This window comes from Enterococcus sp. DIV0213h (assembly GCF_051711285.1).
GTDB classification, from domain to species: domain Bacteria; phylum Bacillota; class Bacilli; order Lactobacillales; family Enterococcaceae; genus Enterococcus_D; species Enterococcus_D casseliflavus.
Genome location: NZ_JBIOMH010000001.1, coordinates 434,511 through 461,311 on the forward strand (window position 1 = coordinate 434,511; position 26,801 = coordinate 461,311).

21 protein-coding genes and 1 other annotated feature are annotated in these 26,801 nt (G+C 45.6%); of the genes, 14 read left to right on the plus strand and 7 right to left on the minus strand.

What is annotated here, in order from left to right; translation table 11 throughout:
* The first annotated feature begins 275 nt into the window (after positions 1 to 275).
* A complete protein-coding gene (locus tag IGI77_RS02105; RefSeq protein ID WP_005227251.1) occupies positions 276 to 653 on the plus strand; it encodes a DUF1033 family protein in 378 nt (125 codons plus the stop codon).
* A complete protein-coding gene (locus IGI77_RS02110; RefSeq protein ID WP_438769309.1) occupies positions 586 to 2,658 on the plus strand; it encodes a DNA topoisomerase III in 2,073 nt (690 codons plus the stop codon). The genes IGI77_RS02105 and IGI77_RS02110 overlap by 68 nt, the downstream gene beginning before the upstream one ends.
* Before the next feature lie 77 nt (positions 2,659 to 2,735).
* Here the strand turns inward: IGI77_RS02110 and IGI77_RS02115 are convergent, their stop codons facing one another.
* From IGI77_RS02115 to IGI77_RS02125, 3 genes are read right to left on the minus strand one after another with little or no spacing between them, the layout of a single operon-like run.
* Entirely contained in the window at positions 2,736 to 4,289 is a 1,554-nt protein-coding gene (locus IGI77_RS02115; protein ID WP_438752871.1) for a response regulator, read from the minus strand.
* Complete coding sequence (locus tag IGI77_RS02120) at positions 4,267 to 5,715, minus strand: sensor histidine kinase (protein ID WP_438769310.1); 1,449 nt, start codon at positions 5,713 to 5,715, stop codon at positions 4,267 to 4,269. Before IGI77_RS02120 ends, IGI77_RS02115 begins: the two co-directional genes overlap by 23 nt.
* Before the next feature lie 10 nt (positions 5,716 to 5,725).
* Positions 5,726 to 6,730: an ABC transporter substrate-binding protein gene (locus IGI77_RS02125; protein WP_008376147.1), complete on the minus strand. Its 1,005-nt coding sequence runs from the start codon at positions 6,728 to 6,730 to the stop codon at positions 5,726 to 5,728.
* A gap of 232 nt (positions 6,731 to 6,962) precedes the next feature.
* Here IGI77_RS02125 and chvE point away from each other — a divergent pair, with 232 nt between their 5' ends.
* The 4 genes from chvE to IGI77_RS02145 all read left to right on the plus strand — a co-directional run bounded on the left by chvE (position 6,963) and on the right by IGI77_RS02145 (position 11,286).
* Positions 6,963 to 8,063: a multiple monosaccharide ABC transporter substrate-binding protein gene (chvE, locus tag IGI77_RS02130; RefSeq protein ID WP_005231478.1), complete on the plus strand. Its 1,101-nt coding sequence runs from the start codon at positions 6,963 to 6,965 to the stop codon at positions 8,061 to 8,063.
* 147 nt (positions 8,064 to 8,210) lie between these two features.
* The gene (gene mmsA, locus IGI77_RS02135) at positions 8,211 to 9,740 is read left to right on the plus strand and encodes a multiple monosaccharide ABC transporter ATP-binding protein (protein WP_005231476.1); all 1,530 of its coding nucleotides are present in this window, start codon (positions 8,211 to 8,213) and stop codon (positions 9,738 to 9,740) included.
* Position 9,741: 1 nt separating this feature from the next.
* Positions 9,742 to 10,938 carry a multiple monosaccharide ABC transporter permease gene (mmsB, locus tag IGI77_RS02140; RefSeq protein WP_005227258.1) on the plus strand — a complete coding sequence of 399 codons (1,197 nt, stop codon included), beginning with the start codon at positions 9,742 to 9,744 and terminating at the stop codon, positions 10,936 to 10,938.
* A gap of 12 nt (positions 10,939 to 10,950) precedes the next feature.
* Positions 10,951 to 11,286: a PTS sugar transporter subunit IIB gene (locus tag IGI77_RS02145; protein ID WP_438769311.1), complete on the plus strand. Its 336-nt coding sequence runs from the start codon at positions 10,951 to 10,953 to the stop codon at positions 11,284 to 11,286.
* A 512-nt stretch (positions 11,287 to 11,798) separates the two neighbouring features.
* On the opposite strand, the gene IGI77_RS02150 is transcribed toward IGI77_RS02145, so the two are convergent.
* From IGI77_RS02150 to IGI77_RS02160, 3 genes are all read right to left on the minus strand, one after another.
* The gene (locus IGI77_RS02150) at positions 11,799 to 12,908 is read right to left on the minus strand and encodes an ABC transporter ATP-binding protein (protein WP_005227260.1); all 1,110 of its coding nucleotides are present in this window, start codon (positions 12,906 to 12,908) and stop codon (positions 11,799 to 11,801) included.
* Between the two features lie 107 nt (positions 12,909 to 13,015).
* Entirely contained in the window at positions 13,016 to 13,846 is an 831-nt protein-coding gene (locus IGI77_RS02155; RefSeq protein WP_074934403.1) for a helix-turn-helix domain-containing protein, read from the minus strand.
* Positions 13,847 to 14,051: 205 nt separating this feature from the next.
* Positions 14,052 to 14,918 carry an SHOCT domain-containing protein gene (locus IGI77_RS02160; protein WP_438769312.1) on the minus strand — a complete coding sequence of 289 codons (867 nt, stop codon included), beginning with the start codon at positions 14,916 to 14,918 and terminating at the stop codon, positions 14,052 to 14,054.
* 149 nt (positions 14,919 to 15,067) lie between these two features.
* Here IGI77_RS02160 and IGI77_RS02165 point away from each other — a divergent pair, with 149 nt between their 5' ends.
* The 5 genes from IGI77_RS02165 (at position 15,068) to IGI77_RS02185 (ending at position 22,497) form a co-directional block, all read left to right on the plus strand.
* Positions 15,068 to 16,174 (plus strand): GntR family transcriptional regulator, encoded by a 1,107-nt coding sequence (locus IGI77_RS02165; RefSeq protein WP_081091733.1) that lies wholly within the window; start codon positions 15,068 to 15,070, stop codon positions 16,172 to 16,174.
* Positions 16,175 to 16,178: 4 nt separating this feature from the next.
* Positions 16,179 to 17,774, plus strand: coding sequence for a xylulokinase (locus IGI77_RS02170; protein ID WP_438769313.1), 1,596 nt, complete (start codon positions 16,179 to 16,181; stop codon positions 17,772 to 17,774).
* Positions 17,775 to 17,793: 19 nt separating this feature from the next.
* Entirely contained in the window at positions 17,794 to 18,489 is a 696-nt protein-coding gene (locus IGI77_RS02175) for an L-ribulose-5-phosphate 4-epimerase (protein WP_008376133.1), read from the plus strand.
* Between the two features lie 19 nt (positions 18,490 to 18,508).
* The gene (gene araA / locus IGI77_RS02180) at positions 18,509 to 19,933 is read left to right on the plus strand and encodes an L-arabinose isomerase (protein WP_005227266.1); all 1,425 of its coding nucleotides are present in this window, start codon (positions 18,509 to 18,511) and stop codon (positions 19,931 to 19,933) included.
* Positions 19,934 to 20,130: 197 nt separating this feature from the next.
* Positions 20,131 to 22,497, plus strand: a complete 2,367-nt coding sequence (locus IGI77_RS02185; protein ID WP_438769315.1) for a phosphoketolase family protein — start codon at positions 20,131 to 20,133, stop codon at positions 22,495 to 22,497.
* Between the two features lie 129 nt (positions 22,498 to 22,626).
* Here the strand turns inward: IGI77_RS02185 and IGI77_RS02190 are convergent, their stop codons facing one another.
* On the minus strand, positions 22,627 to 23,547 hold the full coding sequence (locus IGI77_RS02190) for a LysR family transcriptional regulator (protein ID WP_005227268.1): 921 nt from the start codon (positions 23,545 to 23,547) through the stop codon (positions 22,627 to 22,629).
* A gap of 126 nt (positions 23,548 to 23,673) precedes the next feature.
* Between IGI77_RS02190 and IGI77_RS02195 the strand changes: the two genes are divergently transcribed.
* From IGI77_RS02195 to IGI77_RS02205, 3 genes are all read left to right on the plus strand, one after another.
* Entirely contained in the window at positions 23,674 to 24,828 is a 1,155-nt protein-coding gene (locus tag IGI77_RS02195) for a cobalamin-independent methionine synthase II family protein (protein ID WP_005227269.1), read from the plus strand.
* Positions 24,829 to 24,954: 126 nt separating this feature from the next.
* Positions 24,955 to 25,189: a binding site (T-box leader), on the plus strand.
* A 309-nt stretch (positions 25,190 to 25,498) separates the two neighbouring features.
* Positions 25,499 to 26,143, plus strand: a complete 645-nt coding sequence (locus IGI77_RS02200) for an amino acid ABC transporter permease (RefSeq protein WP_010748717.1) — start codon at positions 25,499 to 25,501, stop codon at positions 26,141 to 26,143.
* A 12-nt stretch (positions 26,144 to 26,155) separates the two neighbouring features.
* Positions 26,156 to 26,788 (plus strand): amino acid ABC transporter ATP-binding protein, encoded by a 633-nt coding sequence (locus tag IGI77_RS02205; RefSeq protein WP_005227272.1) that lies wholly within the window; start codon positions 26,156 to 26,158, stop codon positions 26,786 to 26,788.
* Positions 26,789 to 26,801: the final 13 nt, after the last annotated feature.

The window sequence follows — 26,801 nt, forward strand, 5'->3', positions numbered from 1 at the left end:
GTAGCATATCCATCGCAGACAAATTTTTTTTACGAGGTTAAAATAAATCTTGTTTGATATTTTTTTAATCTTTTGATGTTATATTCACAACAGGGAACATCTGTGCTAGACTATAGGGGCATAGAAATGATGTAATCTTAAACAACCGATAAATCGTACAAAAAAACGAAGGTTTAATGAATTTTTAAAGCAATGTTTAAATGCTGAAACTTATTCCTTGCAAGTTTAAGTAAAAGTGACTAATATGAGGAAGGAATCGTGAAAGGAGCAATGGAATGTATCAAGTAGTAGTCATGTATGGGGACAATGAACCGTGGTGGTTTTTTGAGGGATGGCAGTCAGATATTCAAGAGGCGTTCACATTTGCAACTTTCAGCGAGGCGCAGTCATTTTATGAACAAAAATGGCAAGAAATCAGAGAAGAGTATTCGTACATAAATGCAAAATCAAACTTTATGACGGCTTTTTGGAATGAAGAAGACGAACGCTGGTGCGAAGAATGCGACGATTACCTCCAACAATATATTGGACTGGCATTGCTCAAAGAATATCAGCAAGTCGTCGATGAAAGCAGGAAAGATTTTTATGAAACAACTAATTCTAGCGGAAAAGCCAAGCGTTGCCAAAGACCTCAGCAAAGTTTTGGGCTGTGAGCAAAAACATAAAAATTATTACGAAGGACCCAAGGCGATCGTTACTTGGGCCCTTGGTCATTTATTGGGCTTGAAAATGCCTGAAGATTTAAACAAAGACTGGGCATCATGGCAGATGGAAACGTTACCGATGATCCCTAAGTCCATCGGTATCAAACCGTTGCCAAAAAACGGTCATCAACTAAAAGCCATCAAACAATTGGCTCAAAGAAAAGATGTTGGGGAAGTCGTGATCGCTACCGATGCGGGAAGAGAAGGGGAGCTAGTCGCTCGCTGGATTTTGGAGTGGGTTCGTTTCGACAAACCAGTCAAACGTTTGTGGATTTCTTCGCAAACCCCTAAAGCCATCAAAGAAGGCTTTGCAAAATTGCAGTCAGCCAAGCACTACGACAATCTTTACTACTCCGCCCTTGCGCGGGCAAAAGCCGACTGGCTGGTAGGGTTAAATGTCACCCGGGCATTGACAGTCAAATATCAAGACAATCTTAGTGCGGGTCGGGTCCAAACCCCTACCTTAGCTTTGGTGCGCAGTCAGGAAATGCAGATCGAGAGTTTCCGTCCGCAAACCTATCATGTGATTACCCTAAACGTAGGCGATGCCAAGGCCCGCCTGCAGCAAAAAAATCCCTATCAACTAAAAGAACGCAGCGACGCCGAAGCATTGGTCAAGCAAATGAGTCAACAAAATGGTCGCGTGACAGCGATCGAAGAAAAGGTCAAAACAGAAAGTGCACCATTGCCCTACGATTTGACCGAGATCCAACGAGAAGCCAATCAGCGTTATGGATTTTCAGCCAAGAAGACCTTGTCGCTTGTTCAAAGCTTGTATGAAACCCATAAAATCGTCACTTACCCAAGGACGGATTCCAAGTATTTGACCAATGATATGAAGGCAACTATGAAGGAACGCCTGCAGGCAGTTGCGGATTTTGCCCCAGAAGTCAAAGGATACTTGAAAAATGGCGGACAAGTAGTGCAGCAAACTGTCTTCAATGATAAAAAAGTTACCGATCACCATGCCTTATTGCCAACGGAACAGCGGGCACGTTATGAAAAATTAACTACCGATGAACAACGGATCTATCAAATGATCGTTAGTCGTTTCTTAATGCTCTTTGCGAAACCCCATAAAAAGCAGCAGCAGAAAGTGACCGTGACCTTTGGTTCAGAAACCTTTGTATTCAACCGCAATACCGTGTTAGAAGCGGGGTGGAAAACGACTTCTGAAGAAGAAACCAGTGATGTGGCTTGGCAAAAAGGCAGTACCGTCAAGCCTGAGTTCACCATCCAAAAAGAGTTGACTACACCACCGAAACCGTTGAATGAAGGAACTCTTTTAGGCAAAATGGAAAAACACAGTCTTGGTACGCCGGCAACCCGTGCGGAGATCATTGAGAAGCTGATCAAATCTGAGCTGATGGAGCGGACCCCAAGTGGCTTGCAAGTATCGCCAAAAGGCAAGCAGCTGTTAGTCTTAGTCAATCCATCCTTGGTGACACCAGAATTGACGGAAAAATGGGAGAAGGAACTGGAAGCCATCGCGAAAGGCACCTATTCTGCCCAAACCTTCCTCGCACAAATCGAAGCAGACACAAAACAATTGGTTAAAGAAATCAAGCAAAGTGAGAGCAAGTACCAAGATTTCTCATTGACCCAAAAACGGTGTCCCGAATGCGGCGAACCCTTGCGGGAGAAAAATACCCGTGATGGCAAGATCTATGTTTGTTCCAGTGGCACCTGCAAGTACCGTCGTCGGAAAGACCCGAAAGTTTCAAACCGACGCTGCCCGCAATGCCACCGAAAGATGGAGATCATTGAAGGCAAAAACGGCGCCTATTTCCGCTGTAAATTCGATGGGACCACCGAAAAAATGGCGGATAAAAAGGAACGCAGCAAAAAGCTGTCGAAACACGAAGAACGCCGCTTGATGAACAAAATCAATCAAGAAGAACCGCAAGAAAGCCCATTAGCAGCTGCTTTAAAAGCTGCGATGGAGAAGAAATAACTGCATGAGGTAGAAAATGAAAAAGAGTGAGGACGATTTTGCTGTCCCTCACTCTTTTTTTGCATCCCTTCACTCATTTAGGCATTTTTTTGACGGTATTCTTTCGGTGAGATTTTTTCTTTCTTCTTGAACAAAAAGGAAAAATAATTTGGGTCATTGTAGCCAACATCAAAGGCGATCTCAGATAGCCGTAGATTGGTCGTTAACAGCAGTTCCTTAGCTAAGGTCAACCGTTGCTCGGTCAAGTATTCGATAAACGTAGAATCAGTGGCTTGCGAGAAGATGGTGCTGAAATGTGCTGGACTCAAATGAACTTTTTCAGCAACTACATTTAAGGAAATATTGGGATCAGAAAAGTGCTCACTAATAAAGGCTTTGGCTTGATTGATGACGCTTTGATATTTCGCCATTGCAGGATTGATGGGTTGTTGGGTCAATAATGGCAACAGTTCTGCCAGAGTCGTTTGATAGTTCTCTGGCTCATGGGTCAATGCCGCTAGATAGTCTAAGTCATGGGCGTGTTGAACGATCTGGGGCAGCGAATGACTGTCTTTTTTCTTCAACAATGCCAGCAGTTCGACTAAGACGAACAAACGGTACATTTGCGTTCGCTCAACGGTTCCTTGAGGCGCCATCAATTCAGCGATCAGCTCAGGGATCGTCTGTTTCTCAGCATTTGCCAGCCGTGAAGCAAGGTCGGTTTTGAAGGGATTGGTGGGGGACAGTTCCCCTTCGCGAATGTCGTCTTCATAGCTGATGATTTTTTCCTTGCGGATGCTGCCATAGGTTTTTAGCATGTCACGAGCTTTCTGATAAGAAAGAGAGATACCCGAGAAGCGATCTGCTACCGGTCCGATCGCCACTGCTACTTCTTCCCCAGAACCATGAACGAGGCTTTGAGCGATCTGATAGGCTTTTTCTAAAACTTGTTCTCGGTCATGGTCAAAAAGCAAAAACTTGATGAAGCGGCTGGACACACTGGAGAACAAGACGGCATCGTCTTGTTCATAGGCTTTGGTCAGCTGCTGGCTAAAGCGAGTGTAGTCAGAAAAGCTTTGATTGAAGGGGGTTTTTGCTAACAGCACACAAAACTGTTTGCCTGAAAAGCGCCGGCCCAGTTCTTCTGCTTGCAAAAAGGCTTCTGAGATCGTGATCTTTTGTTTAAAGAGGTGATTCAGAAAGTGATTTTTTTTGATTTCCATTTCGAATAAATCGTCTTCTTTGGATAATTGCTGATGAGTGGCTTGTTGTTCATCTAAGTGTTGAACGACGGTTTTGATGGCTTGTTCTAATTCTTCGTTTTTGATGGGCTTGAGCAAGTAATCGTCTGCTTGCAGCTGCAGTGCCGTTTTTGCATAGTCAAAATCATCAAAGCCGCTAACGAAAATAATGCGAACTTGCGGCAATAATTTCTTGGCTTCTTTCGCAAAGACCAAGCCGTCCATAAACGGCATTTTGATATCACTGATAATAATATCAGGACGCAGATCAAGGATCGAAGCCAGCGCCAATTCGCCATCTGCGGCTTCATCGCTATAAACGATCGGGTATTGTTTGGCAAGAGTCATGATTTGGTGGCGCAAACTATCGCGAATCAGATGTTCATCTTCAACTATGAACACTTTGTACATGGTTGGGTTCCTCCCTTTTTGGTACTGTGACGTTAATCGTGGTGCCTTCTTGGTATTGACTGTGGATCGTCAGTTGCGCTTCGCTGCCGTAGTTCAGCTGGAGACGGCGATAGACGTTATATAGGCCATAGCCGCTCTCAGAGGCGGGATCAGTGGTTTCTTTAAGGTTACGACGAATCTCCTCCAGACGCTCAGGGTCGATCCCAACACCGTTGTCACTGATGGTCATTTGAATCTGGTGAGGCAATTCTGACACTGTGATTCGAATCATGCCGACACGACGGACAAATTTGGTGCCATGATATACGGCGTTTTCAACAAGGGGCTGCAGGACCATTTTCAAAACCTGTAGTTCTGGACTGACAGTTTGATTTTCAATGGTGTAAGACAGCATCCTGCCATAGCGGATCTGCAAAATCTTCAAGTAATCGTCCACATGCCGCAATTCTTTTTCCAGCGGAATCCAGTCTTGCCCTTTGCTTAAGGAGATGCGGAAAAAATCTGACAGCGCATAAGTCATTTCGGTTGCTTGCTCGTAACGGGCAGCTTCAATCAAAGAAACGATCGCATCTAAACTATTATAGATGAAATGTGGAGTGATCTGGGCTTGTAAGACCCGCACCTCACTTTGGGCTAAGTGATACTGCTTCAAGGCATTTTCTTCCAAGAGCCGAGTCAAGTCATCTGCCATCCGATTCAAGCTACTCGTCAGAGTCCGCAGCTCTGGGGTTTCGGGCAGTTCTGCTCGGTAGCTCAAATGTCCTTGGGATAGTTCATTGGAAAGGTCTAACAACCGATCCAGCGGGTATTGCAGATTGTCACGAACAAAGCGGCGGTTTTTATTGATGATCGCAAAGATGATCAAAAGCAACACGACCTGAAAAAGGATTAGCAGCAACACGGATTGGACCAGTTCGTGATTGGTTTGGCTGGCTAAGCTGATCTCTACCCCGACAAACTGCTGCAAAATATCGGATAGCAAATCGATCACCGAATCCACTTGGATCATGACGTATTGGTTTTGTTCCACCGGTTCATCGTTGAGAATATTATCGATCAACTGTTGCTGATAGGTTTCTAAAGAATCGAGCGTTCGAAAGGCGACTGCTAAAATATTGAGCTCTTTGGCAGTGCTGGTATTTTCTTGAATGTGCTGCAGATCGCTCCTTAGTTCATCGATCACATTGGTTTCTTGGACTTGTGCGACGGTTTTTTGACCAAAGACTAAATCCCACATTTCTTCCAAGACAATGGCATCGACTTTTTCCGATAATTGATTGGCTTCTTCAATATTGTTGATGGTGTTTTGGTAAATAAAAATCTGCCGCGAGTAAAAGACACTGCTTACTACGAGGGGGATAAAGGCGACGAGGATCATCAGTTTGTTGGTCTGCTGGAAGATGCCCTTGATACTTTTTGTTTTCATCTTCATCTCCTCAATAATTTCTTGGTGGAATCTGATCAAAGTCCATATCACTGGAAAAAACTGTTTCATGGACATAGATTTCACGAGGAATGGCATCGGCGCCGCGAGCCAAGTAGCGCGAGATGGCATTTTTGACGAACACACCAGCATCTGGGTTGCATTCAACGACACAATTGACGATCCCTTGCTTCAATTTGTCGATCATTTCTTTTTGGGCATCGATCGATACGATCACCAAATCCTTCCCTGGCTCAATATCGGTTTTTTCGAGGGCTTCAAGAGCGCCAAGAGTCATCTCGTCATTGTGACTGAACAAGACATCGATCTGCTCCATTTTGCCTTCTGCGATGTATTGTTCAATGACTTCTTTGCCTTTGCGGCGAATGAAGTCACCATTTAGCTCATCTTTGACTTGGATCGTTACATTGTTGTGGGCATAATCACGCTTGATGGTTTCTCGGAACCCTTCTGAGCGCAAATACGTCGGAGAAGTAGCATCCAGTCCCGTCAATTCTAAAACATTGATCGTTTCATTTTGATGTTCTTTATAATAATTGCTGACGTAGAGACCTGCACGATTGCCCTCGGCTTTGAAGCTTGGCCCGATATGAGTCAGAAACAAGGAGGGATCGCTGACGTTGACATGACGGTCCACCACGAAAACGGGAATCCCCGCTTGCGCAGCTTCTTCCAAAATCGGTTCCCAATTGTTTTCCTGAATCGGGGTAAAGACGATGGCATCGACTTGATACACGATAAAACTGCGGATATCTTGAATCTGACGTTCTTGATTCATATAGCCGTTACGATAGAGCACTTCATAGCCTTCCTTCTCTAATTCAGTGCGAATCGATTCGGTGTGGCGCTTGCGCCAGCTGCTTTCTGTTCCCGATTGAGAAAAACCGATCACGATACTTTCTTCCGATGTTTCAGCGGTCGTTTCTTTGACTGCTTGGCAACCAGCCAAGAAAGACAAACACAACCAAAGGAGTAACCCAATTTTTATATTCCTCATTTTTTTCACCTCTATGGTCTATTCTACTAAAAAATACGGAAGCGCTTTACACAAAATATCAAATCAAATAAAAACCAAGGGAATCTTAAAAAATCCAAGATTACGAAAAGAAAAGGGGGCAACTGAGTCGTTTTTTCTCAAGAAATCCAAGAAACCTCGAAAAAATCTAAATGTAAGCGATTCCTTAACTGGCTATACTGAGAATGTAAGAAAAAGACATGGAGGGATCACAATGAAAGGTACTTTTGGTAAATTGGTCGTCCTAGCATCCACCTTATTGGTTGGCGGATTGTTAGCAGCTTGTGGGAATGGATCAGACAGCGGGGCAAACGGTGACGGAGACAAAGGATTTGTTGGGATCGCGATGCCGACCAAATCGGCAGAACGGTGGATCGCAGATGGCGACAACATGGTAGAAGAATTAGAGAAGCTCGGCTATAAAACTGACCTGCAATATGGAGAAGACAAAGTAGAAAACCAAGTGGCACAAATTGAGAATATGATCACCAAAGGCGTTGATACTTTAGTGATCGCCTCGATCGATGGTTCGGCACTGACAGACGTGTTGGAAAAAGCCCATAACGAAGATATCACAGTCATCGCCTATGACCGTTTACTGATGAACTCGGAATACGTCGATTATTATGCCACCTTTGATAATTTTGGAGTCGGCGTGCTGCAAGCGTCTTATATTGAAGACAAATTGGGTCTCAAAGACGGTGAAGGACCATTTAACATTGAATTATTCGGCGGCTCTCCAGATGATAACAATGCACTGATCAATTATAATGGGGTCCTTTCGGTCTTCCAACAATACTTTGACAGCGGACAGCTAGTCGTTCCTTCTGGTCAAACCAACTTTAACCAAATCGCTACTTTGCGTTGGGATGGTTCAACTGCGCAAGCTCGGATGGACAACTTGTTGAGTGCCAACTATACGGATCAAACATTGGATGCCGTTCTTTCACCTTATGATCCAATCAGCCTAGGAATCATTTCATCGCTTAAAGGCGTTGGCTATGGTTCTTCCGATAAACCACTACCTGTGATTACCGGTCAAGATGCGACGGTGGCAGGGGTGAAATCGATCATCGCGGGCGAACAGACCCAAACGATTTTCAAAGATACACGGGTGTTGGCGAAAAACACGATCGAAATGATCGAAGCCATCACCAATGGCGAGGAAGTGCCAGTCAACGATACGGAAACCTATGACAACGGCGTCAAAGTCGTACCAACCTACTTGTCAAATCCCGTTTCTGTGGATAGCGACAACTACAAAGAAGAACTGATCGATACCGATTACTATACAGAAGAAGAGCTAGGCATTTAAGCAAGAAGCGCTGATCCAGCGAGAAAAGATACATGGTTTCCCCGAAAGCAGTAGGGAAGAACGAATCATCCCCACTATTCGTTCTTTCCGCTTTTCTTACAAAGGCAGCGCACCACTTTTACATAAAAAGGAAAAGGGTGAAAGAACATGGCAGATAATATTTTGATGATGAAAGGCATCGTCAAAGAGTTTTCAGGGGTTCGCGCCCTTGATAACGTCAACCTCTCGATCGAGCGAGGAGAGATCCACGCACTGTGTGGAGAAAATGGCGCTGGCAAGTCCACGCTGATGAATGTCTTAAGCGGACTCTATCCTTACGGCAGCTATGACGGAGAGATCTATTATGAAGGGGAGTTATGCAAGTTCAAAGATTTGCGGGACAGTGAGGACAAAGGAATCGTTATTATTCATCAAGAGTTAGCATTAAGTCCTTACCTGTCGATCAAAGAAAATATCTTTCTAGGAAACGAACAAGCCAAACACGGCATCATTGATTGGGATCTGACCGAAAAGAAAACAGACAACCTCTTAAAGATCGTTGGCTTGAAATTAGACCCGAATACGCTGGTTTCACAAATCGGTGTCGGGCATCAACAGCTGGTGGAAATTGCCAAAGCATTTTCAAAATCCGTCCGATTGTTGATTTTAGATGAGCCAACCGCGGCGTTGAATGAAGAAGAAAGTGCCAATCTGTTAGAGCTGATCAAAGAGTTCCGCAACCAAGGGATCACCTCGATCATCATCTCTCACAAGTTGAATGAAATCGTCAATGTGGCGGATCGCATCACGATTTTACGTGACGGGCAAACGATCGAGACGCTGAGTGGTGCCGAAATCTCTGAAGAGCGCATCATTCGCGGCATGGTTGGGCGAGATTTGACCAATCGCTACCCAGAGCGGAACCCCACTATTGGTGAACCGTTTTTTGAAGTCAAAAATTGGACGGTCCATCATCCAATCGACCATACCCGTGTGGTGAATGAGAATTTGAACTTGATGATCCGCAAAGGAGAGATCATCGGCATCGCCGGTTTGATGGGTGCGGGACGGACAGAGTTTGCCATGAGTGTCTTCGGTCATTCCTACGGCAGTTCGATTTCGGGGGAAGTCTATAAAGACGGCCAACCGATTTCTGTCAAAGACGTGCCAACCGCCATCAAAAATGGGTTAGCCTATGTGTCGGAAGATCGAAAAGCGCTGGGCTTGAATCTGCTGATGGATATTCGCGAGAACACCACCATTGCTAGTCTTGCCAAAATCAGCCGCCAAGGGGTCATCGATAAAGAAAAAGAAGTCACGATGGCCGAAGAATTCCGCAAAAAAATGCGGACGAAAACCAATTCGATCTATCAAAACGTCGGCAGCTTGAGCGGCGGGAATCAGCAAAAAGTCGTTTTGGCAAAATGGCTGATGACCACACCAGACATCTTATTTTTAGATGAACCGACCCGTGGGATCGATGTCGGAGCGAAATACGAAATCTATACGATCATCGAAGAGATGGCAGCAGCTGGCAAAGCCATTTGCATTATCTCCTCGGAGCTGCCAGAACTATTAGGCATGTGTGACCGAATCTATACGATGAACGAAGGCCGCTTCACTGGCGAGGTCCTGCGGGAAGAGGCGGATCAAGAACGATTGATGAATCTAATGACATTAGAAGAGAGTGGGGTTTGAGATGGAAACAACCAATAAATTAAAAAAAGAACGCAGCCATTCGCTGAAAGAAAAGGCACTGGAAATCTTTAGCAAATACAGTATGATCATTATCTTAGCAGTGCTGCTGGTGGCCTTTCAGCTCATGACCGACGGGATTTTCTGGCGGCCGCTGAATATCACCAACCTCGTGTTGCAAAACAGTCATATTCTCGTTTTGGCAGCTGGTATGCTCTTGGTCGTCTTGTTAGGACACGTTGATTTATCCGTAGGGTCCGTGATGGCGTTTGTCGGTGCGATTGCAGGCGTCTTAATGGTCAATAACGGCATCAGTCCTTGGCTGGCAGTGCCTCTTTGCTTACTGATGGGCGCAGTGATCGGTGCCTGGCAAGGTTTCTGGGTCGCGTATGTCGGTATCCCAGCATTTATCGTGACCTTGTCTGGTTTACTGATGTTTCGAGGACTGACCCAAGTCGTCTTAGGGGGTCAATCATTGGCGCCGTTTCCCAAGGCATTCCAACAAATTTCTACTGGGTATTTGCCAGATATTGCAGGCGGTCAGATCCATTTACTTTCCATGATTTTAGGTGTAGTGATCACGGGCATCCTGATTTTAGGCCAATGGCGGACCCGTGAGCGTCGCAAAAAAAATCTTTTTGAAGTGGAATCAATGGCAGCCTTTGCCTTTAAAGCCGTCTTTACTGCGGTCGTATTTCTCGGCGCTACCTATATCTTTGCCTCTTATCAAGGGTATCCGATCATTTTGATCGTCTTAGGGGTGATCGTGGCTGCTTATGGCTTTTTGACTAACAAAACCGTTGCCGGTCGTCAAATCTATGCAACCGGCGGCAACAAAAAAGCAGCCGAACTTTCTGGGATCAAGACGAAGAAAATCACCTTCTGGGTCTTCGTGAACATGGGGATGATGGCAGCTTTGGCGGGCTTGGTTTTAGCCGCTCGGTTGAACGCAGCCACCCCGCAAGCAGGAACGTCAATGGAATTAGATGCAATGGCCGCAGTGTATTTCGGCGGGGCTTCCACATCAGGTGGTATTGGTACTGTGATGGGTGCGATCGTTGGTGGGCTCGTGATGGGTGTCTTAAACAATGGGATGTCGATCTTAGGAGTCGGTGTCGATTGGCAGCAAGCCATCAAAGGGTTGATTTTGCTGCTGGCCGTCGTGTTGGATATCTACAATAAGAAAAAGAAAATATCGTAGGAGGGCCTGTTTATGGAGGAACAAGCACAAAAGACGATTTTATTGATTTGTACCGCAGGTATCACTACGGGTCTCTTAGTGAAAAACATGCAGCGGGCTGCAGATGAAAAAGGATTAGCCGTGCATATCTATTCGGCACCAGCCATCATTGCTGAACAGATCCTGCAGCAGCAGACTGTCGATGCCTTGCTGATCGGTCCGCAGTCGAAGTACGAAGTCAATCGATTGAAAGACTTTCTCATGGTCAAAGCGGTACCTTATAAATTGATCAAAGAAACAGATTACGAGTTGTTAGATGGCGAAGCTGTCCTTGCAGACAGCCTGACCCTCTTGAAAAACGATCGCTAACCAGCAGCTTGGCAAAAAGCTAGGTGGTCAGCAGTTGAATAGGCTCCCCAGAGTAGTGCTTGTCATCCCCCACAAGCACTACTCTTTTTGTGGTGCTTTTCTGCCTACACTAGCCAAGAAAGCCCCTCTTAAGCAGCAATGCGTGGCAAGCCCGTTGGTTCGTTTTCTCGTGTTTAGGACATCGCATCATAGACAAACAAAAGAGAAGTTGAGGGGGAAGAGGACGAAGCTGACACCACGCGTATGCTGTCTAAAGGCAAGTGATGGGCGAGTGTTTCACGTACTTAAAGCATCGTGGCTGTGGGCGGTAGAAGGGGGGAAATGAGCTGCTTACACCGCTTCTGGTTTCTCGTTCGTAACTAAGCGTTTCGTAGGAAACACAACGAAACCCAAAAACAGACAGTCTGCTGACTGTCTGTTTTTAGGGGATACAAATAAGGAATAAAAGTGGATATTAGTTAAATGCGACTGCCTAGGGGGCAAATCCGAGAACAGTGCATGGTAACTACAAATTAAGGAAGTGTGATGACATTTTCTGAATCTTTGTCGAAGAAGTGTGCTTTGTTGATGTTGAAAGCCAAATCAACCGTTTCACCTGGACGGTGGAAGTCACGAGCATCAACTTTCGAGATAAATTCAGTCGCACCTACGCGTGTATAAAGCATCGTTTCTGCACCTAATAATTCAGATACGACTACTTCGGCACGTACAGTTGCTTCAGGAGAAGCTTCCAATGCGATTTGTTCACTGTGAATATCTTCTGGACGAATACCAAAGACTAATTGTTTGCCTTCGTACCCTTTTTCCACAAGAATCTTGTTCTTGCCTTCAGGAATACGTAAGTTCAAGCTTTGTCCATCAGAGATCATACCGTTTTTCAACGTAACATTGAAGAAGTTCATTGCTGGTGAACCGATAAAGCCGGCAACGAAAATGTTTTTCGGTGTGTTGTAGACTTCTTTTGGTGAACCGATTTGTTGAATGAAGCCATCTTTCATGATAACGATCCGGTCAGCCATGGTCATCGCTTCTGTTTGGTCATGGGTTACATAGATCGTCGTTGTTTCTAAACGTTGGTGTAATTTTGCGATTTCCGCACGCATGGCAACCCGCAATTTCGCATCTAAGTTTGACAACGGCTCATCCATCAAGAAGACTTTAGCATCACGGACGATGGCACGGCCTAGGGCAACCCGTTGACGCTGACCACCTGAAAGGGCAGCAGGTTTACGATCTAAGTATTCTGTCAATCCTAAGATCTCAGCGGCATTTTCTACCCGTTTTTTAATTTCTTCTTTGTCGTATTTACGCAATTTCAAACCAAATGCCATGTTGTTGAAAACAGTCATATGGGGATACAATGCGTAGTTCTGGAAAACCATCGCGATGTCGCGGTCTTTTGGTGCCACATCGTTCATTACTTTTCCACCGATGCTCAATTCGCCTTCAGAAATATCTTCTAAACCAGCGATCATTCGAAGCGTTGTTGATTTTCCGCAACCAGAAGGTCCAACGAAAACGATGAATTCGCGATCTGCGATATCTAAATTAAAATCAGTTACCGAATACGCATCATTATTATCATATTTTTTGTGGATATTTTTTAAGGCCATTTCTACCATTGGGATTACCTCTTTCCATTTAGTTTACATGAACATCATAAATGAAAACGCTTCGAAGGTGCAACGGAAACATGCACAAGAAAAAAACGTTTTCTTGTGCATGTTGTTTAATTGCTCTGATGGGTGAACTGATCGATCAATAAATAGCAAAGCAACAGATCATCCATATTTTTTAAATTTAAGCGCGTCAGTGTTTGAAACTTATCGATCTTATATAGGAGAGAATTCCGATGCATGAACAGTTCTTTGGCTGTGGAGCTTGCATTGCCTTGATTGCGCCACAGGGATTGAATGATCGTTTCGGTCTCTTCTTCAAACCAATCTAGATACAAGGTACGAAACAAGGAAATATACTCGGAAAAGCCGTTGCGAAAAAGAGAGAAGACCACTTTGGGCAGATCCATACTTTTACTGGTGGTTTTCGTTTTTAACTCATTTTTGAACAGGCTAGACTCACTTGCCCATAAGGCAGTGAAATCGTGGCGTGGATGATGGAAGGGACCGACGAACAGCTGGGAATAGCAGTCGAAATCCATATCCAAAGCGACGAATAAGCCGTCGAGATCTTCGATGGGCAAATTGGCACCATCTTGTTTTTCTACGATCACTGCATGGTCTTCGGTGAGGAAAAAAAGATCCACCACGCTAGGGAGCATTTGCTGAATCTCTGCGAGCCATTCGGATTGCAAAGAGTCGATGGTTCGGGTGAAATGAACTTGCAGCAAGCGAATCCACTCTGGCTCTTGAACGGGCTGATGTTCAAATAAAATCGGATACCATGGATGGTTTCGGTTATCGATTTCTGGTTGCAAAGAGCCGTTTCCCAGTTGGATCAGCAATTTTTCACTGTCACTTAATTGGTCAGTTGGCAGCCAAATATATTTTTTGCCGAAGGCGATGGATTCGATATCCTTCGTTGTGGCAACTTTGTCATGCAACGTTGCCTGGGGGAAACGTGCTTTGATGTCATTAAAAGAAAAAATGAGAAAGACCTCCTTTGAGATACTCTACGTATTCTTCAATTAGTATAGCATGTTCTAAAAAAACCGTTCAAAATTTTCCCAGGAAAAAAGCACAGCCCTTCACCGAAAGCTCTGCCTTCTCATGGCAGGAGGGCGGCTTTTTTCTCCGAAGCGATTGCTTCTATAATCCTAACAGTTGTTTTTTCTTGAATGCAAATTCTTCTTCAGTCAAAATTCCTTCGTCGACCAACACTTTTAGTTCGCGTAGTTCAGCAATGAGCGCTTCCGTCGGCTTCGCAGCTGGTGGTGGCGATGGGTTCGTTAACGGGACCGACCGCTCCCGAGGGAAGTTGGTGAGGTAGCGCTGTATGATCCGAGCAATCACCAGGTCTTTTTCGGCAAAGCAAAGGGAATGATTCGGTTCCATTCGTCTGAAGGAATGGGTTTCTCTGATCGCTCCGCCGCCAATATACAATTCTAAAAAGCCATTGCCTTTCCAAAGACCTGATTCAGCAACTTCTTTCAAATTGACACTGGTAATTTGGGGAATCTGCAGAACCTGTTTCGCTTTCTTCTTGTAATCGATGATTGTAAGGGTATCTTCTGAAATGACCCAAGCATCACGATAATGATAGGAAAGTAATTTGATTTTTCCAGCCTCTTCATCCACGTAACTTTTGGCTGATTGCCCACCAAGTGCTGCCAAATGATCCGTTAAAAACTCATAGGCTTTTTGGGCATCGATTCGATTGGTGAAATAGAGCAATTGAGAATTACCTGGTACCTGCAGTCGGAGGTAGTCCACTAAGAGACCTTTGCCTATATGTAATTCCACATCGGCAATTTTTGCCATGGGGATCTTTTCATCTGGGATTTTTGGATGGGTGTTGTTTATCCAGACGCCTTTTTTCGTAATGAGCCAACGACAGCTGGCATCATGTCTGCGATTTTCTCGATATTTTTTTGAATACAAAATAATGGGTTCCTCGTAGGTTTCATTAGGTGTTCTCGTCAAAATACTTACCTCCTTAGACGTAATAAGCAACATTTTATTCAATTATACAACAAATAGTGTTTTGATTCGTTTTATTCTGATGAAAATAAAGGGAATTTATCATTTATCTTCTTTTCGTTAGGTTTTTTTAGAAAAAAACCCATAGCAGCAATTGACACGGAAGCGGTTTCTTGGTATCTTAGATGTACGGACAACTTTTGAAAGATGGGATTAAAATGGCGAATAAGTACGAACAACTTGCGGATATCTTAAGAGAGAAGATCCGCTTAGGCACCTATCAAGAAGGCGATGCGATCCCTTCAGAAGCAACCTTACAGGAAGAATTTCATTATAGCCGTCACACGGTACGCCAAGCGATCGCTGTTTTGGTCAATGAAGGCTATTTAAGAAAAGAACGGGGCTCAGGCACCTACGTTTCAAAACCTGAGACTGTCAATCATAAAAACCGCAAAACGATTGGGATCATCATGACCTATTTGTCTGATTATATTTTCCCTTCGATCATGCGCGGCGTAGAGCAGACATTGCGGGAGCAAGGCTATTCACTGCTTCTAGGATCAACCAACAATGACCATGAGCAAGAAAGAGCGTGCTTGCAGCAAATGATGGATCAAGGGGTAGACGGGTTGATCGTTGAGCCAACGAAGAGCAGCCAGTACAACCCAAATCTTGCTTATTATGTCGCCCTCCAAGAAGCCGGGATTCCTCTCGTCATGATCAATGCCTATTATGAAGAACTAGACTTGCCGCATATTTGTGTCAACGATACACGTTCTGGTTTTTTAGCAACCAATTATTTATTAGAACAACAGCATCAGCAGTTAATGATGATCACGAAAATCGATGACTTACAAGGGAAATATCGGATGAAAGGGTTTGTCAAAGCCTTGACCCAAGCCAAGCGGACGTTTGCAGCAGAAGACGTCTTGACGTATACGACCGAGACGAAAGAAGCCGTTATTGAACAAGCGATCCAGCGCTTGACGGCTGCCGATAATCAAGTCACAGGCATCGTTTGTTACAACGATGAGATCGCGCATCGCTTGATTCAAGCATTGACGGCTGCTGGGAAGAACGTTCCTACTGATTTTTCGATCGTGGGTAACGATGACTCGCCTCTTAGCACCTTGTCCACACCGACGATCACCACACTGACTCACCCGAAAGAAGCGATGGGGGAATTGGCGGCAGAATGGATCACTACAGGTAAGGCAACAGAAGCGCAACGCTTTTATTTTGAACCGGAGCTGATCGTTCGCGGTTCAGTCAATAACCAAAAAGGAGAATAAGAAGATGACGCAACAAGTAAGGCAAGCAATTATGGACGGGCGCACGTCTCTTGGGATCGAGCTAGGCTCGACACGGATCAAAGCTGTCTTGATCGATGAGCAGTTTCAGACGATCGCTTCAGGTAGCTTTGAATGGGAAAATCAATTGGAGCAAGGGATTTGGACCTACTCACTAGAGGCGATTTGGCAAGGACTGCAAGCCAGCTACCAAGAGTTGGCGCACAACATCCAACAGCAATTCGAGGTACCTTTGACGACGATCGGCAGTATCGGTTTTTCTGCAATGATGCACGGCTATATGGCTTTTGATCAGCAAGGCACGCTGTTGGTACCTTTTCGGACATGGCGCAATGCGATCACGGAAGAAGCAGAAAAAGCCTTGACGGCATTGTTCCAATACAACATCCCGCAGCGTTGGAGTATCGCGCATTTGTATCAAGCGATTTTGAATCAAGAAGCCCACGTCCCAGAGGTTGCTTTTTTCACTACCTTAGCCGGCTATGTCCATTGGCAGCTTACAGGGGAAAAAGTTATCGGAATCGGCGATGCATCAGGGATGTTCCCAATCGACAGTACGACAAAAAACTATGATGCGAATATGCTGCAGCAATTTGATGCACAAATCAGCAGTCTGGGGTATCCTTGGCAGATCAAAGACCTTTTGCCGCAAGTGTTGACAGCAGGCGAACCAGCCGGCACATTGACGGCAGAAGGGGCAAAAAAACTCGACCCAACTGGTACTTTGCAAGCTGGCATCCCGTTATGTCCGCCAGAAGGCGATGCGGGCACTGGCATGGTTGCCACGAATAGTGTGGCACAGCGAAGCGGGAATGTTTCAGCCGGGACGTCTGCTTTTGCCATGATCGTCTTAGAAGAACCCTTAACTAAAGTGTATCCAGAGATCGATTTGGTCACGACGCCTTCTGGTGATTTGGTGGGGATGGTCCATACGAATAACTGCACCTCGGAGATCAATGCCTGGGTCAAACTTTTCCGCGAATTTGCCGACGCAGCTGGAATGAAACTCTCCACGGAAGAATTGTTTGCGACCTTATTCAACGAAGCATTGAAAGGGGATTCAGACTGTGGCGGGATGCTTTCTTATGGCTATTATTCTGGTGAAAATATCACTAAGATCCCTGAAGGACGGCCGCTTTTCGTCCGATCGCCAGAGAGTTCTTTTACTTTAGCAAATTTCATGCGCTTACATCTGTTTAGTGCCTTTGGTGCGATGAAGATCGGGATGAAGATTCTGGAAGCCGAAGACGTCGCTATTGATCGAATCGTTGGTCACGGTGGGATCTTCAAAACGCCAGAAGTTGCCCAACGTGTCTTGGCAGCTGTCATGGAAGCCCCAGTCACGGTCATGGAAACGGCTGGTGAAGGCGGCGCCTGGGGGATCGCCCTTTTAGCAGCGTACCTTCGCCGTCATACGCCAGAACAATCCTTGGCAGCATTCTTAGCAGATCAAGTGTTTAAAAATGACCACGGCGTGACCTTAGCCCCGACAGAAGCCGACATTCAGGGGTTTACCGTCTTTACCCAACGTTACCAAGCAGGGTTGCCGATCGAGCAAGCGGCAATCGATGCGTTGATTTAAAAAGAAAGAAGGGAATTTTGTGTTAGAAGGATTAAAAGAAGAAGTCTTTCAGGCCAATTTGGCATTGCCGAAGCAAGGATTGATCAAATACACCTGGGGCAATGTGTCAGCAGTGGATCGCCAACAACAATTGTTTGTCATCAAACCTAGCGGTGTTGACTATGAAACCATGCAAGCCAGTGATATGGTGGTTTGTGATTTTGAGGGCAACGTAGTGGAAGGAGCGAAAAATCCTTCCTCCGATACGCCAACGCATGCCGTTTTATACAAAGCATTTCCAGAAATTGGTGGAATTGTCCATACCCATTCTACTTGGGCGACGAGCTGGGCTCAGGCAGGACTCGATCTGCCAGCGATGGGCACGACCCATGCCGATACGTTTTATGGAGCAGTCCCCTGTGCGCGCTTTTTGACGCAAGCCGAGATCGATGAAGGTTATGAAGCACAAACAGGACAGGTGATCGTCGAAACCTTTAAGGAACGCGGCATCACGCCAGAAGAAATTCCTGGTGTCTTGCTTCACGGTCATGGACCGTTTACCTGGGGCAAAACGGCGGATGCGGCGGTGATGAACGCAGTGGTCTTAGAAGAAGTCGCTAAGATGAATTTTATCACGCGTCAGCTGAACAGTTACGCACCCGAATTGCCGCAGCGGGTCTTAGACAAGCATTATTTACGCAAACATGGAGAAAATGCCTATTACGGGCAAAAATAACGAAAAAGGAGCAAGTAGAATGTTAGAAATCGGGAAAAAAGAATTTTGGTTCGTCGTAGGATCACAGCACTTATACGGAGAAGAAGCATTACAAGAAGTACGGGACCATGCAGAAGAAATGGTCAAAAGCTTAAATGACAGCTCAAAGCTGCCTTATCCAGTCGTTTTACAAGAACTCGCTGTTACTGCCGATACGATTACGAAAATCATGAAAGAAGTCAACTATCGGGATGAAGTCGCTGGGGTGATCACCTGGATGCATACCTTCTCACCAGCAAAAATGTGGATTCGCGGCACGAAATTATTACAAAAACCATTGCTGCACCTTGCCACTCAATACAATGAACAAATTCCATGGGAAACCATCGATATGGACTTCATGAACTTGAACCAAGCGGCTCATGGTGACCGAGAATATGGATTTATCAATGCCCGTTTGAAAAAGCAAAACAAAATCGTTGTCGGCTATTGGAAAAATGAAGCCATCCAAAAAGAAATCGCTGCTTGGATGGACGTGGCAGTCGGCTACAATGAAAGCTTCCAAATCAAAGTCGCTCGTTTTGGCGACAACATGCGTAACGTTGGGGTGACCGAAGGCGATAAAGTCGAAGCACAGATCCAATTTGGCTGGACCGTTGATTATTTTGGGATCGGCGATTTGGTTCAAGTCGTCGATGCGGTGACTGACGAAGAAGTCGATGCACTCTTTGAAGAATACAGCCAGCTGTATGATTTCGATTATGGCGATTACGACAAAGAAGAATGGGCACGTCATGTCAAAGCCCAAGCCAAACAAGAAATCGGTCTGCGCCGCTTCCTTGAAGCAGGCGGCTATACGGCATTTACCACGAACTTTGAAGACCTATATGGTATGCAGCAGTTGCCTGGTTTAGCTGTACAACGTTTGATGGCAGAAGGCTATGGGTTTGCTGGTGAAGGGGACTGGAAAACCGCCGCTATTGACCGCTTGATGAAAATCATGGCCCACAATAAAGCGACTGGCTTTATGGAAGACTATACCTATGAGCTGACACCAGGAAAAGAAGCCATCTTGCAATCCCACATGATGGAAGTCGATCCAGTATTAGCAGCCAACAAACCAAAAATCGTGGTTTCGCCATTGTCGATGGGGGATCGTGAAGACCCAGCCCGACTCGTCTTTGACGGCCAAGGCGGCGAAGGTGTCGTGGTTTCGATGGCCGACTTTGGCACCCACTACAAATTATTGATCAATGAAGTCGATGCCTTTGAGCCAACTGAAGAAGCACCAAAACTACCGGTTGCACGAGTAATGTGGACACCAAAACCAAACTTCCACGATGGCGTCAAACAGTGGATCGAAACAGGCGGTGGCCATCACACCGTTGTCTCACTTGTCCTAAATTCTGATCAGATCGAAACATGGGCGAAGCTTGTGGGATTAGAATACGTAACGATCAAATAAGTACCCAATCACAAAAGAAACCGTTGGCGATGGTCGGCGGTTTCTTTGCGTTTTTCTTAAGCTTTCTTGCCTTCTAGCTGCAAAGTGCGGATAAGCAGACCCCTGAAAGCACCAGCAATCAGCAAAATTGACTTTTAAATATAGGGGGCATAGACTTTTATGTAAGAGTGGAACAATGGACTAAAAGGAGGAGCACAATGAAGACAACCTACGATACACCAGAGTATTATCAGAAAATGAACGCTTGGTGGCGAGCAGCCAACTACCTTTCCGTTGGTCAGATTTATTTGAAAGACGATCCCTTATTGCGCCGCCCTATCGAAGAAAAAGATTTGAAAGTGAATCCGATTGGTCACTGGGGAACGATCGCAGGGCAAAATTTTATTTACACCCATCTCAATCGCGTCATCAATAAGTACGACTTAAACATGTTTTATATCGAAGGACCAGGCCATGGCGGACAAGTCATGGTTGCGAATGCTTATTTAGACGGCAGCTACAGCGAGATCTATCCAAAAGCCACCCAAGACGAAGCAGGGATGAAACATCTATTCAAAACCTTCTCTTTCCCAGGTGGGATCGCTTCTCATGCGGCACCTGAAACGCCAGGTTCGATCCATGAAGGCGGCGAGCTAGGCTATTCCATCGCCCACGCTACCGGAGCTATTTTAGACAATCCCGATGTCATTGCAGCAGTAGTGGTCGGTGATGGCGAAGCCGAAACTGGACCATTAGCGGGCAGCTGGTTTTCAAATACCTTTATCAATCCAGTCAATGATGGCGCAATTTTGCCTATCTTGCATTTAAATGGCGCCAAAATTGCCAATCCAACGATCTTGGCTCGTAAAAGTGACCAAGATCTCACGAAATATTTTGAAGGCATGGGTTGGACCCCTTATTTCGTAGAAGGGGACGATCCAGAAGCCGTTCATCCGCAATTGGCACAGAAAATGGATCAAGCCATTGAACAGATCCACGCGATCCAAGCAGAAGCCCGCAAAGGTTCTGCGGAAGAAGCCGCTATGCCTCATTGGCCTGTTTTGATCGTTCGCACACCGAAAGGGTGGACTGGACCGAAAGTCTGGGATGGTGAGCCGATTGAAGGGGGCTTCCGTGCCCACCAAGTACCGATCCCTGTCAATGCGAAACATATGGAACACGTGGATGCTTTGACGGATTGGCTGCAGTCATATCGTCCAGAAGAGCTTTTTGACGAAAACGGCCGCATCAAAGCTGAGATTCAAGAATTGGCACCAAAAGGAGAGCAGCGGATGGCGGTCAATCCGATCACCAATGGGGGGATCGATCCGCAACCGCTACGCTTGCCAGATTGGCAAGCACATGCCATTGCGATTGAGACACCTGGGGAAACGACTGCCCAAGACATGATGGTCTTTGGGAAATTTGCCCGTGACATCATCAAAGAAAATCCCGACAACTTCCGCATCTTTGGCCCAGATGAAGCCAAATCCAATCGTTTGAACCATGTGTTTGAAGTCACAGACCGCCAATGGTTGGAGCCAAAACATCCTGATTATGATGAATGGCTGTCTTCAGTGGGCCGTGTGATTGATTCACAATTATCAGAACATCAAGCAGAAGGCTTCTTGGAAGGCTATGTGCTGACGGGTCGTCATGGCTTCTTTGCCAGCTACGAGTCATTCTTAAGAGTCGTTGATTCTATGATCACGCAACACTTCAAATGGTTACGAAAAGCCCATGATCTTGAATGGCGCAACCCGTACCCCTCATTGAATTTGATTGCTTCATCAACGGTCTTCCAACAAGACCATAATGGGTACACCCACCAAGATCCAGGGATCATGACCCATATTGCAGAGAAAAAAGCCGACTTTGTGCGGGTCTACTTGCCAGCCGATGCCAATAGCTTGATGGCTGTCATGGCAGAAACACTCGCTTCTGAAGAAAAGATCAATCTAGTGGTCTCTTCAAAACACCCACGTCCGCAGTTTTACTCGGCGGATGAAGCGAAAGTGCTTGTCAAAGATGGCTTGAAAGTCATCGACTGGGCATCGACAGATGAAGGACAAGAACCCGATATTGTGATCGCAGCTGCTGGGACGGAACCGAATTTGGAAGCTTTAGCCGCTGTTTCCTTGCTGATTGAAGCCTTCCCAGAGTTGAAAGTCCGCTTCATCAATGTGGTCGATCTATTGAAATTGCGTCGTCCAGAAGTCGATCCTCGTGGGTTGAGCGATGAAGCATTCGAAGCCTACTTTACGAAAGACAAACCGATCGTGTTTGCTTTCCACGGGTATGAAGGACTGATTCGCGATATCTTCTTTGGCCGTCGCAACCAACAGCTTCATATTCATGGGTACCGAGAAAATGGCGACATCACGACACCGTTTGATATGCGGATCCTTTCTGAATTGGATCGCTTCCACTTAGCCAAAGACGCCGCCGAATGGGTCTATGGAGAAAAAGCAACGGACTTTGCCCAAAAAATGGCAGACACCGTTGCGTATCACCATGACTTTATTCGAGAAAACGGCTATGATATCGCCGAAGTCGAAGAGTGGGAATGGAAACCATTGCGTTGATTTATTCTCCACAACGCCAACATAAGACAGTTTAAGAACAAAAAAAGCACAAAAGAAACAAAACGATCCGCAACAGGGTCGGGACACCTTACTAAGGTAGCCCGACCGACTGTCTGCGGATCGTTTTTTTTAAAAGACGTCGAAACCGTAGTTTTTGATATGCTGCTTCAACAAGGCGAGATAGTCCAAAGCCATCTCACTCAGTTCCATTTTCTTGTGTTTTAGGTAACCTAGTGTCATCGCATCATCGACTTCCAAAGGGATCGCAACGATTTTTTCATCATTCAGCTCACTGCTGATGATTCCAGAGCTGATGGTATAGCCGTTGAGACCCACCATCAAATTGAAGATCGTGGCACGATCGCTGATGCGGATGTGTTTTTTGCGCTGTAAAGTGCTTAAGATCTCTTCAGAAAAGTAGAAGGAATTGGTTTCCCCTTGTTCGTACGACAAATAGGTATATGGTTCCAAATCAGCTAATGTGATGCTTTTTTTCTGAGTCAGGGGATTTTCTCGGCCGATGAAGACGTGGGGTTTGGCTTCAAACAAAGGAATGAATTGCAGGTCTTTTTCGTGGATCAAACGGGTGAGTACCGTCGTGTTGAAATCATTCAGATAAATGACCCCCAATTCGCTCTTAAACGTCTGGATATCATCCAGCACATTTTGTGTCTGGGTCTCCCGCAAGGTGAATTGAAATTCATCTTCCCCTAACTGTTTGACCAGCTCCACGAAGGCGTGGACGACGAAGGCATAGTGTTGTGCGGAAACACTGAAAACATGCTTGCGATGGCTGTCTTTGCGAAAGCGTTCGTCCAAGAGATTGACTTGGTCTAAAACATTTCGAGCATAGTTGAGAAAGGAACGGCCATCATCGGTCAAGGTCACCCCTAATTTACTGCGGTAAAACAGCTGCAGATCATACTCTTTTTCCAACTCTTTCATGGCTTGAGAGAGGGAGGGCTGACTGATGAAAAGCTGTTTGGCGGCTTCATTGAAAGAGCCAGTTTCTACGATTTTTTCCAAATATTCAAGCTGCTGGATACGCATGGGATACAACCTCCTTTTTATGTTATAGGTATTGCCTATGGAATATATAAGTTTATAAGTATTATCTATAGTATAAGATGTTTGCTAGAATAAATCTAACAATTTTGAAAACTTTGTATAGGAGGAATGGATATGGCAACAGACAAATTTCAGCTTGTGGGGTCATTGTTACGACCACAAGATTTATTGGACTACAAAAATCAAATCGAGCATCGGGAGGACATCCGCTACCCGTTTTATGATGCGTTTCCTGGCTACCAAGAAACGGAAGCAAAAGCGATCGCTGACATCATTGCAGCGCAAAAAGAACACGGCATTACAGTCATCACAGACGGCGAACATGGCCGCTCAATGTGGCACCTGGATTTTCTCTGGGGATTAAAAGGCGTTGAGCGCTATATCTCCGATCATGGGTATGCCTTTGAAGATTTGGACGGTGGACATTTTGAGACACGTAAAGACATCGGCATCCGAATCACAGAACCATTATCTGGCAAAAACCATCATTACTTGACGTTGTTTAAAGAAACCAAACGCCAAGCTGGCGACCTGCCAGTCAAAATCACCGTCTGGGGGGCTGCCCACGCCTTTACCGAGCTGACTGTCTTTAACGACCTCGTTGGTGAAGGTCAGGTGTATCCAACGAAAGAAGCCTTGCGGGAAGGGCTGCTTAACGCCTACAAGGAATTCTTGCAGGAATACCGAGAAGCAGGTGGTGAAATCGTTCAGTTCGATGATTGTTTATGGGAATTATTCGCCGAAGACAATGACAAGAGCTTCTTCACCCAAGGCAATGACGGCTTAGAAGCGTTAGCCGATGAATTTGTGGCGATCAACAACGAAGTCGCTGACTACGCCCACGAATTAGGATTAAAAGTCTGGACCCACAACTGCCGCGGCAATTACCAAAGCCGCGCGGCCGCCAGCGGTACCTACAAAGCGATCGCCGAAAAATTCTTGCGTGATCAGCATTATGACCGCTTTTTCCTAGAGTGGGACGATGACCGTGCTGGTGATATCTCGGCTTTAGAAGCGCTGAAAGATCGTCCAGAAGTGGAAGTTGTCTTAGGCTTATTATCCAGCAAAACCGCCACATTAGACGATGAAGAGCGAGTGATCGCTTTATTAGACAAAGCCAGCCAAATCATTCCTAAGGAGCGGCTTTATCTTTCTCATCAATGCGGCTTTGCCTCTTGTGACTGCGGCAATGAGCTTTCGACTGAACAGCAATGGGCAAAAATCAAGCAAGGACAAGCCTTAGCTGAAGCGTACTTCGGTTAAGCAGCTGCGTCTTCTTTTCCCTGAATCTTCCCCTCGAAAGCGGTGCATGCGACAAAGTTTCGAAAATTTCAGAAAAAATGTTTGACATTTTCTTTAAGAGCGAGTAAAGTAAGACACAACTTAATGAAACAGACATCGAAAAGAAGAGTAGCAAGGCTTGCTGTTTGTAGAGAGTCTCTGGTTGGTGCAAAGAGATAACGCATGGTTGTGAAACACATCTTGGAGTCGTTTTTCCGAAAGAAAAGTAGGAGAGACCGGGTTTGCCCGTTACAGCAGCAGTCATTGATTGATGACTTTCTGAGTTCAGTTGCTGTGAAGCACTGATAAACAAAGGTGGAACCGCGTTGATAACGTCCTTTAGCTGTAATGGCTAGGGGACGTTTTTTTTCTCTTTTTTTTGCATCTCACCGAAAACAGAAAGTGGAAGGATCATAAGGACTGCACGAGGCCTTTTCCTGTGAAGGAAAGGCAAATTGAGGTGGAACCACGTATCAAGCGTCCTCTGGCAAATGCCAGTGTGCGCTTTTTTTGTTTTGCTTTTTTAGAAAAATGAAACTTGCCAGTTGCCCCTCACCAGCCAACGTATAGCGTCACATAAGCGTCGGAGCCAACCGTCGCTAAGCTGTATCGCTGCTAATCGAAATTGAAACCTATCAAGGAGGAAGTCACCATGTTTGAGTATTTAGTCAATGTTATGCCCCAACTGATTTCAGGAACTGGAATCACCGTTAAATTGTTCGCACTGACCTTAATCGGGTCCATTCCCTTAGGCATCTTGTTGGCCTTTGTTTTAGCCAGTCGCCTGCGTATTTTGAAATTGATCGTGCAAGTCTACGTTTGGTTGATGCGAGGAACGCCTTTATTGCTACAGCTGATCTTCGTATTCTACGGTCTGCCGATCTTAGGGATCGTCTTTGACCGCTTTGAAGCAGCCTTGATCGCCTTTATTATCAATTACGCTGCTTATTTTGCCGAGATTTTCCGTGGAGGGATCCAATCGATTCCAGCAGGACAATACGAAGCCGCGAAAGTCTTGCGTTTGTCCCCGATCCAAACGATCCAAAAAATTATCATCCCACAAGTCGTCAAGATCACCCTGCCATCTGTCGGCAATGAAGTCATCAATCTTGTCAAAGACACATCCCTCGTTTACATCTTAGGATTGTCAGACGTGATGCGAATCGGGAAAATCGCCATGGAGCGAGACAGTACCTTGCTTCCGTTAGTCGGGGTCGGCTTGATCTACTTGGTGATGACAGGCGTCTTTACGTTATTGTTAAAACAAATCGAGACCAAACTGGACTATTACCGTTAGGAGGAACCACATATGTTAGAACTAAAACAAGTATCAAAGTCATTTGGCGCTAAAAAAGTCATCGATCAGCTAGACTTGACGATCGAAGACGGCAGTATCTTAGCGGTGGTCGGTCCTTCCGGTGGTGGGAAAACTACCTTGCTTCGGACACTGGCTGGTTTAGAAACGATCGATTCTGGAAGCTTTTTACTGGATGGCAAAGCCTTTGATCCCACCGACACAAAAGAACAAGAACAAGTCGTCGGTGTCGTCTTCCAAGACTTCCAATTGTTTCCGCACTTGTCAGTTTTTGAAAACATCACTTTGGCGCCAAAAATGGTGCTAAAACAAGACAAGGCCGCGTATACAGCAAAAGCCGAACAGTTGGCAGAAAAACTAGGGTTAAGTGACCTACTAGCCCAATATCCCTTCCAATTGTCCGGGGGGCAGCGGCAACGGGTGGCTATCGCACGAGCGATGGCGATGAATCCCAAAGTGTTGGCTTATGACGAGCCTACCAGCGCCTTAGATCCAGGCTTGAGACAGCAAGTCGAACAGCTGATCTTGGATCTGAAAAAAGAAGGAGTGACCCAGATCGTGGTGACCCATGATTTGGTTTTTGCCGAAAATATCGGCGATCAATTATTAAAAGTAGCAGGAGAATAAGGGGGAGAACGAA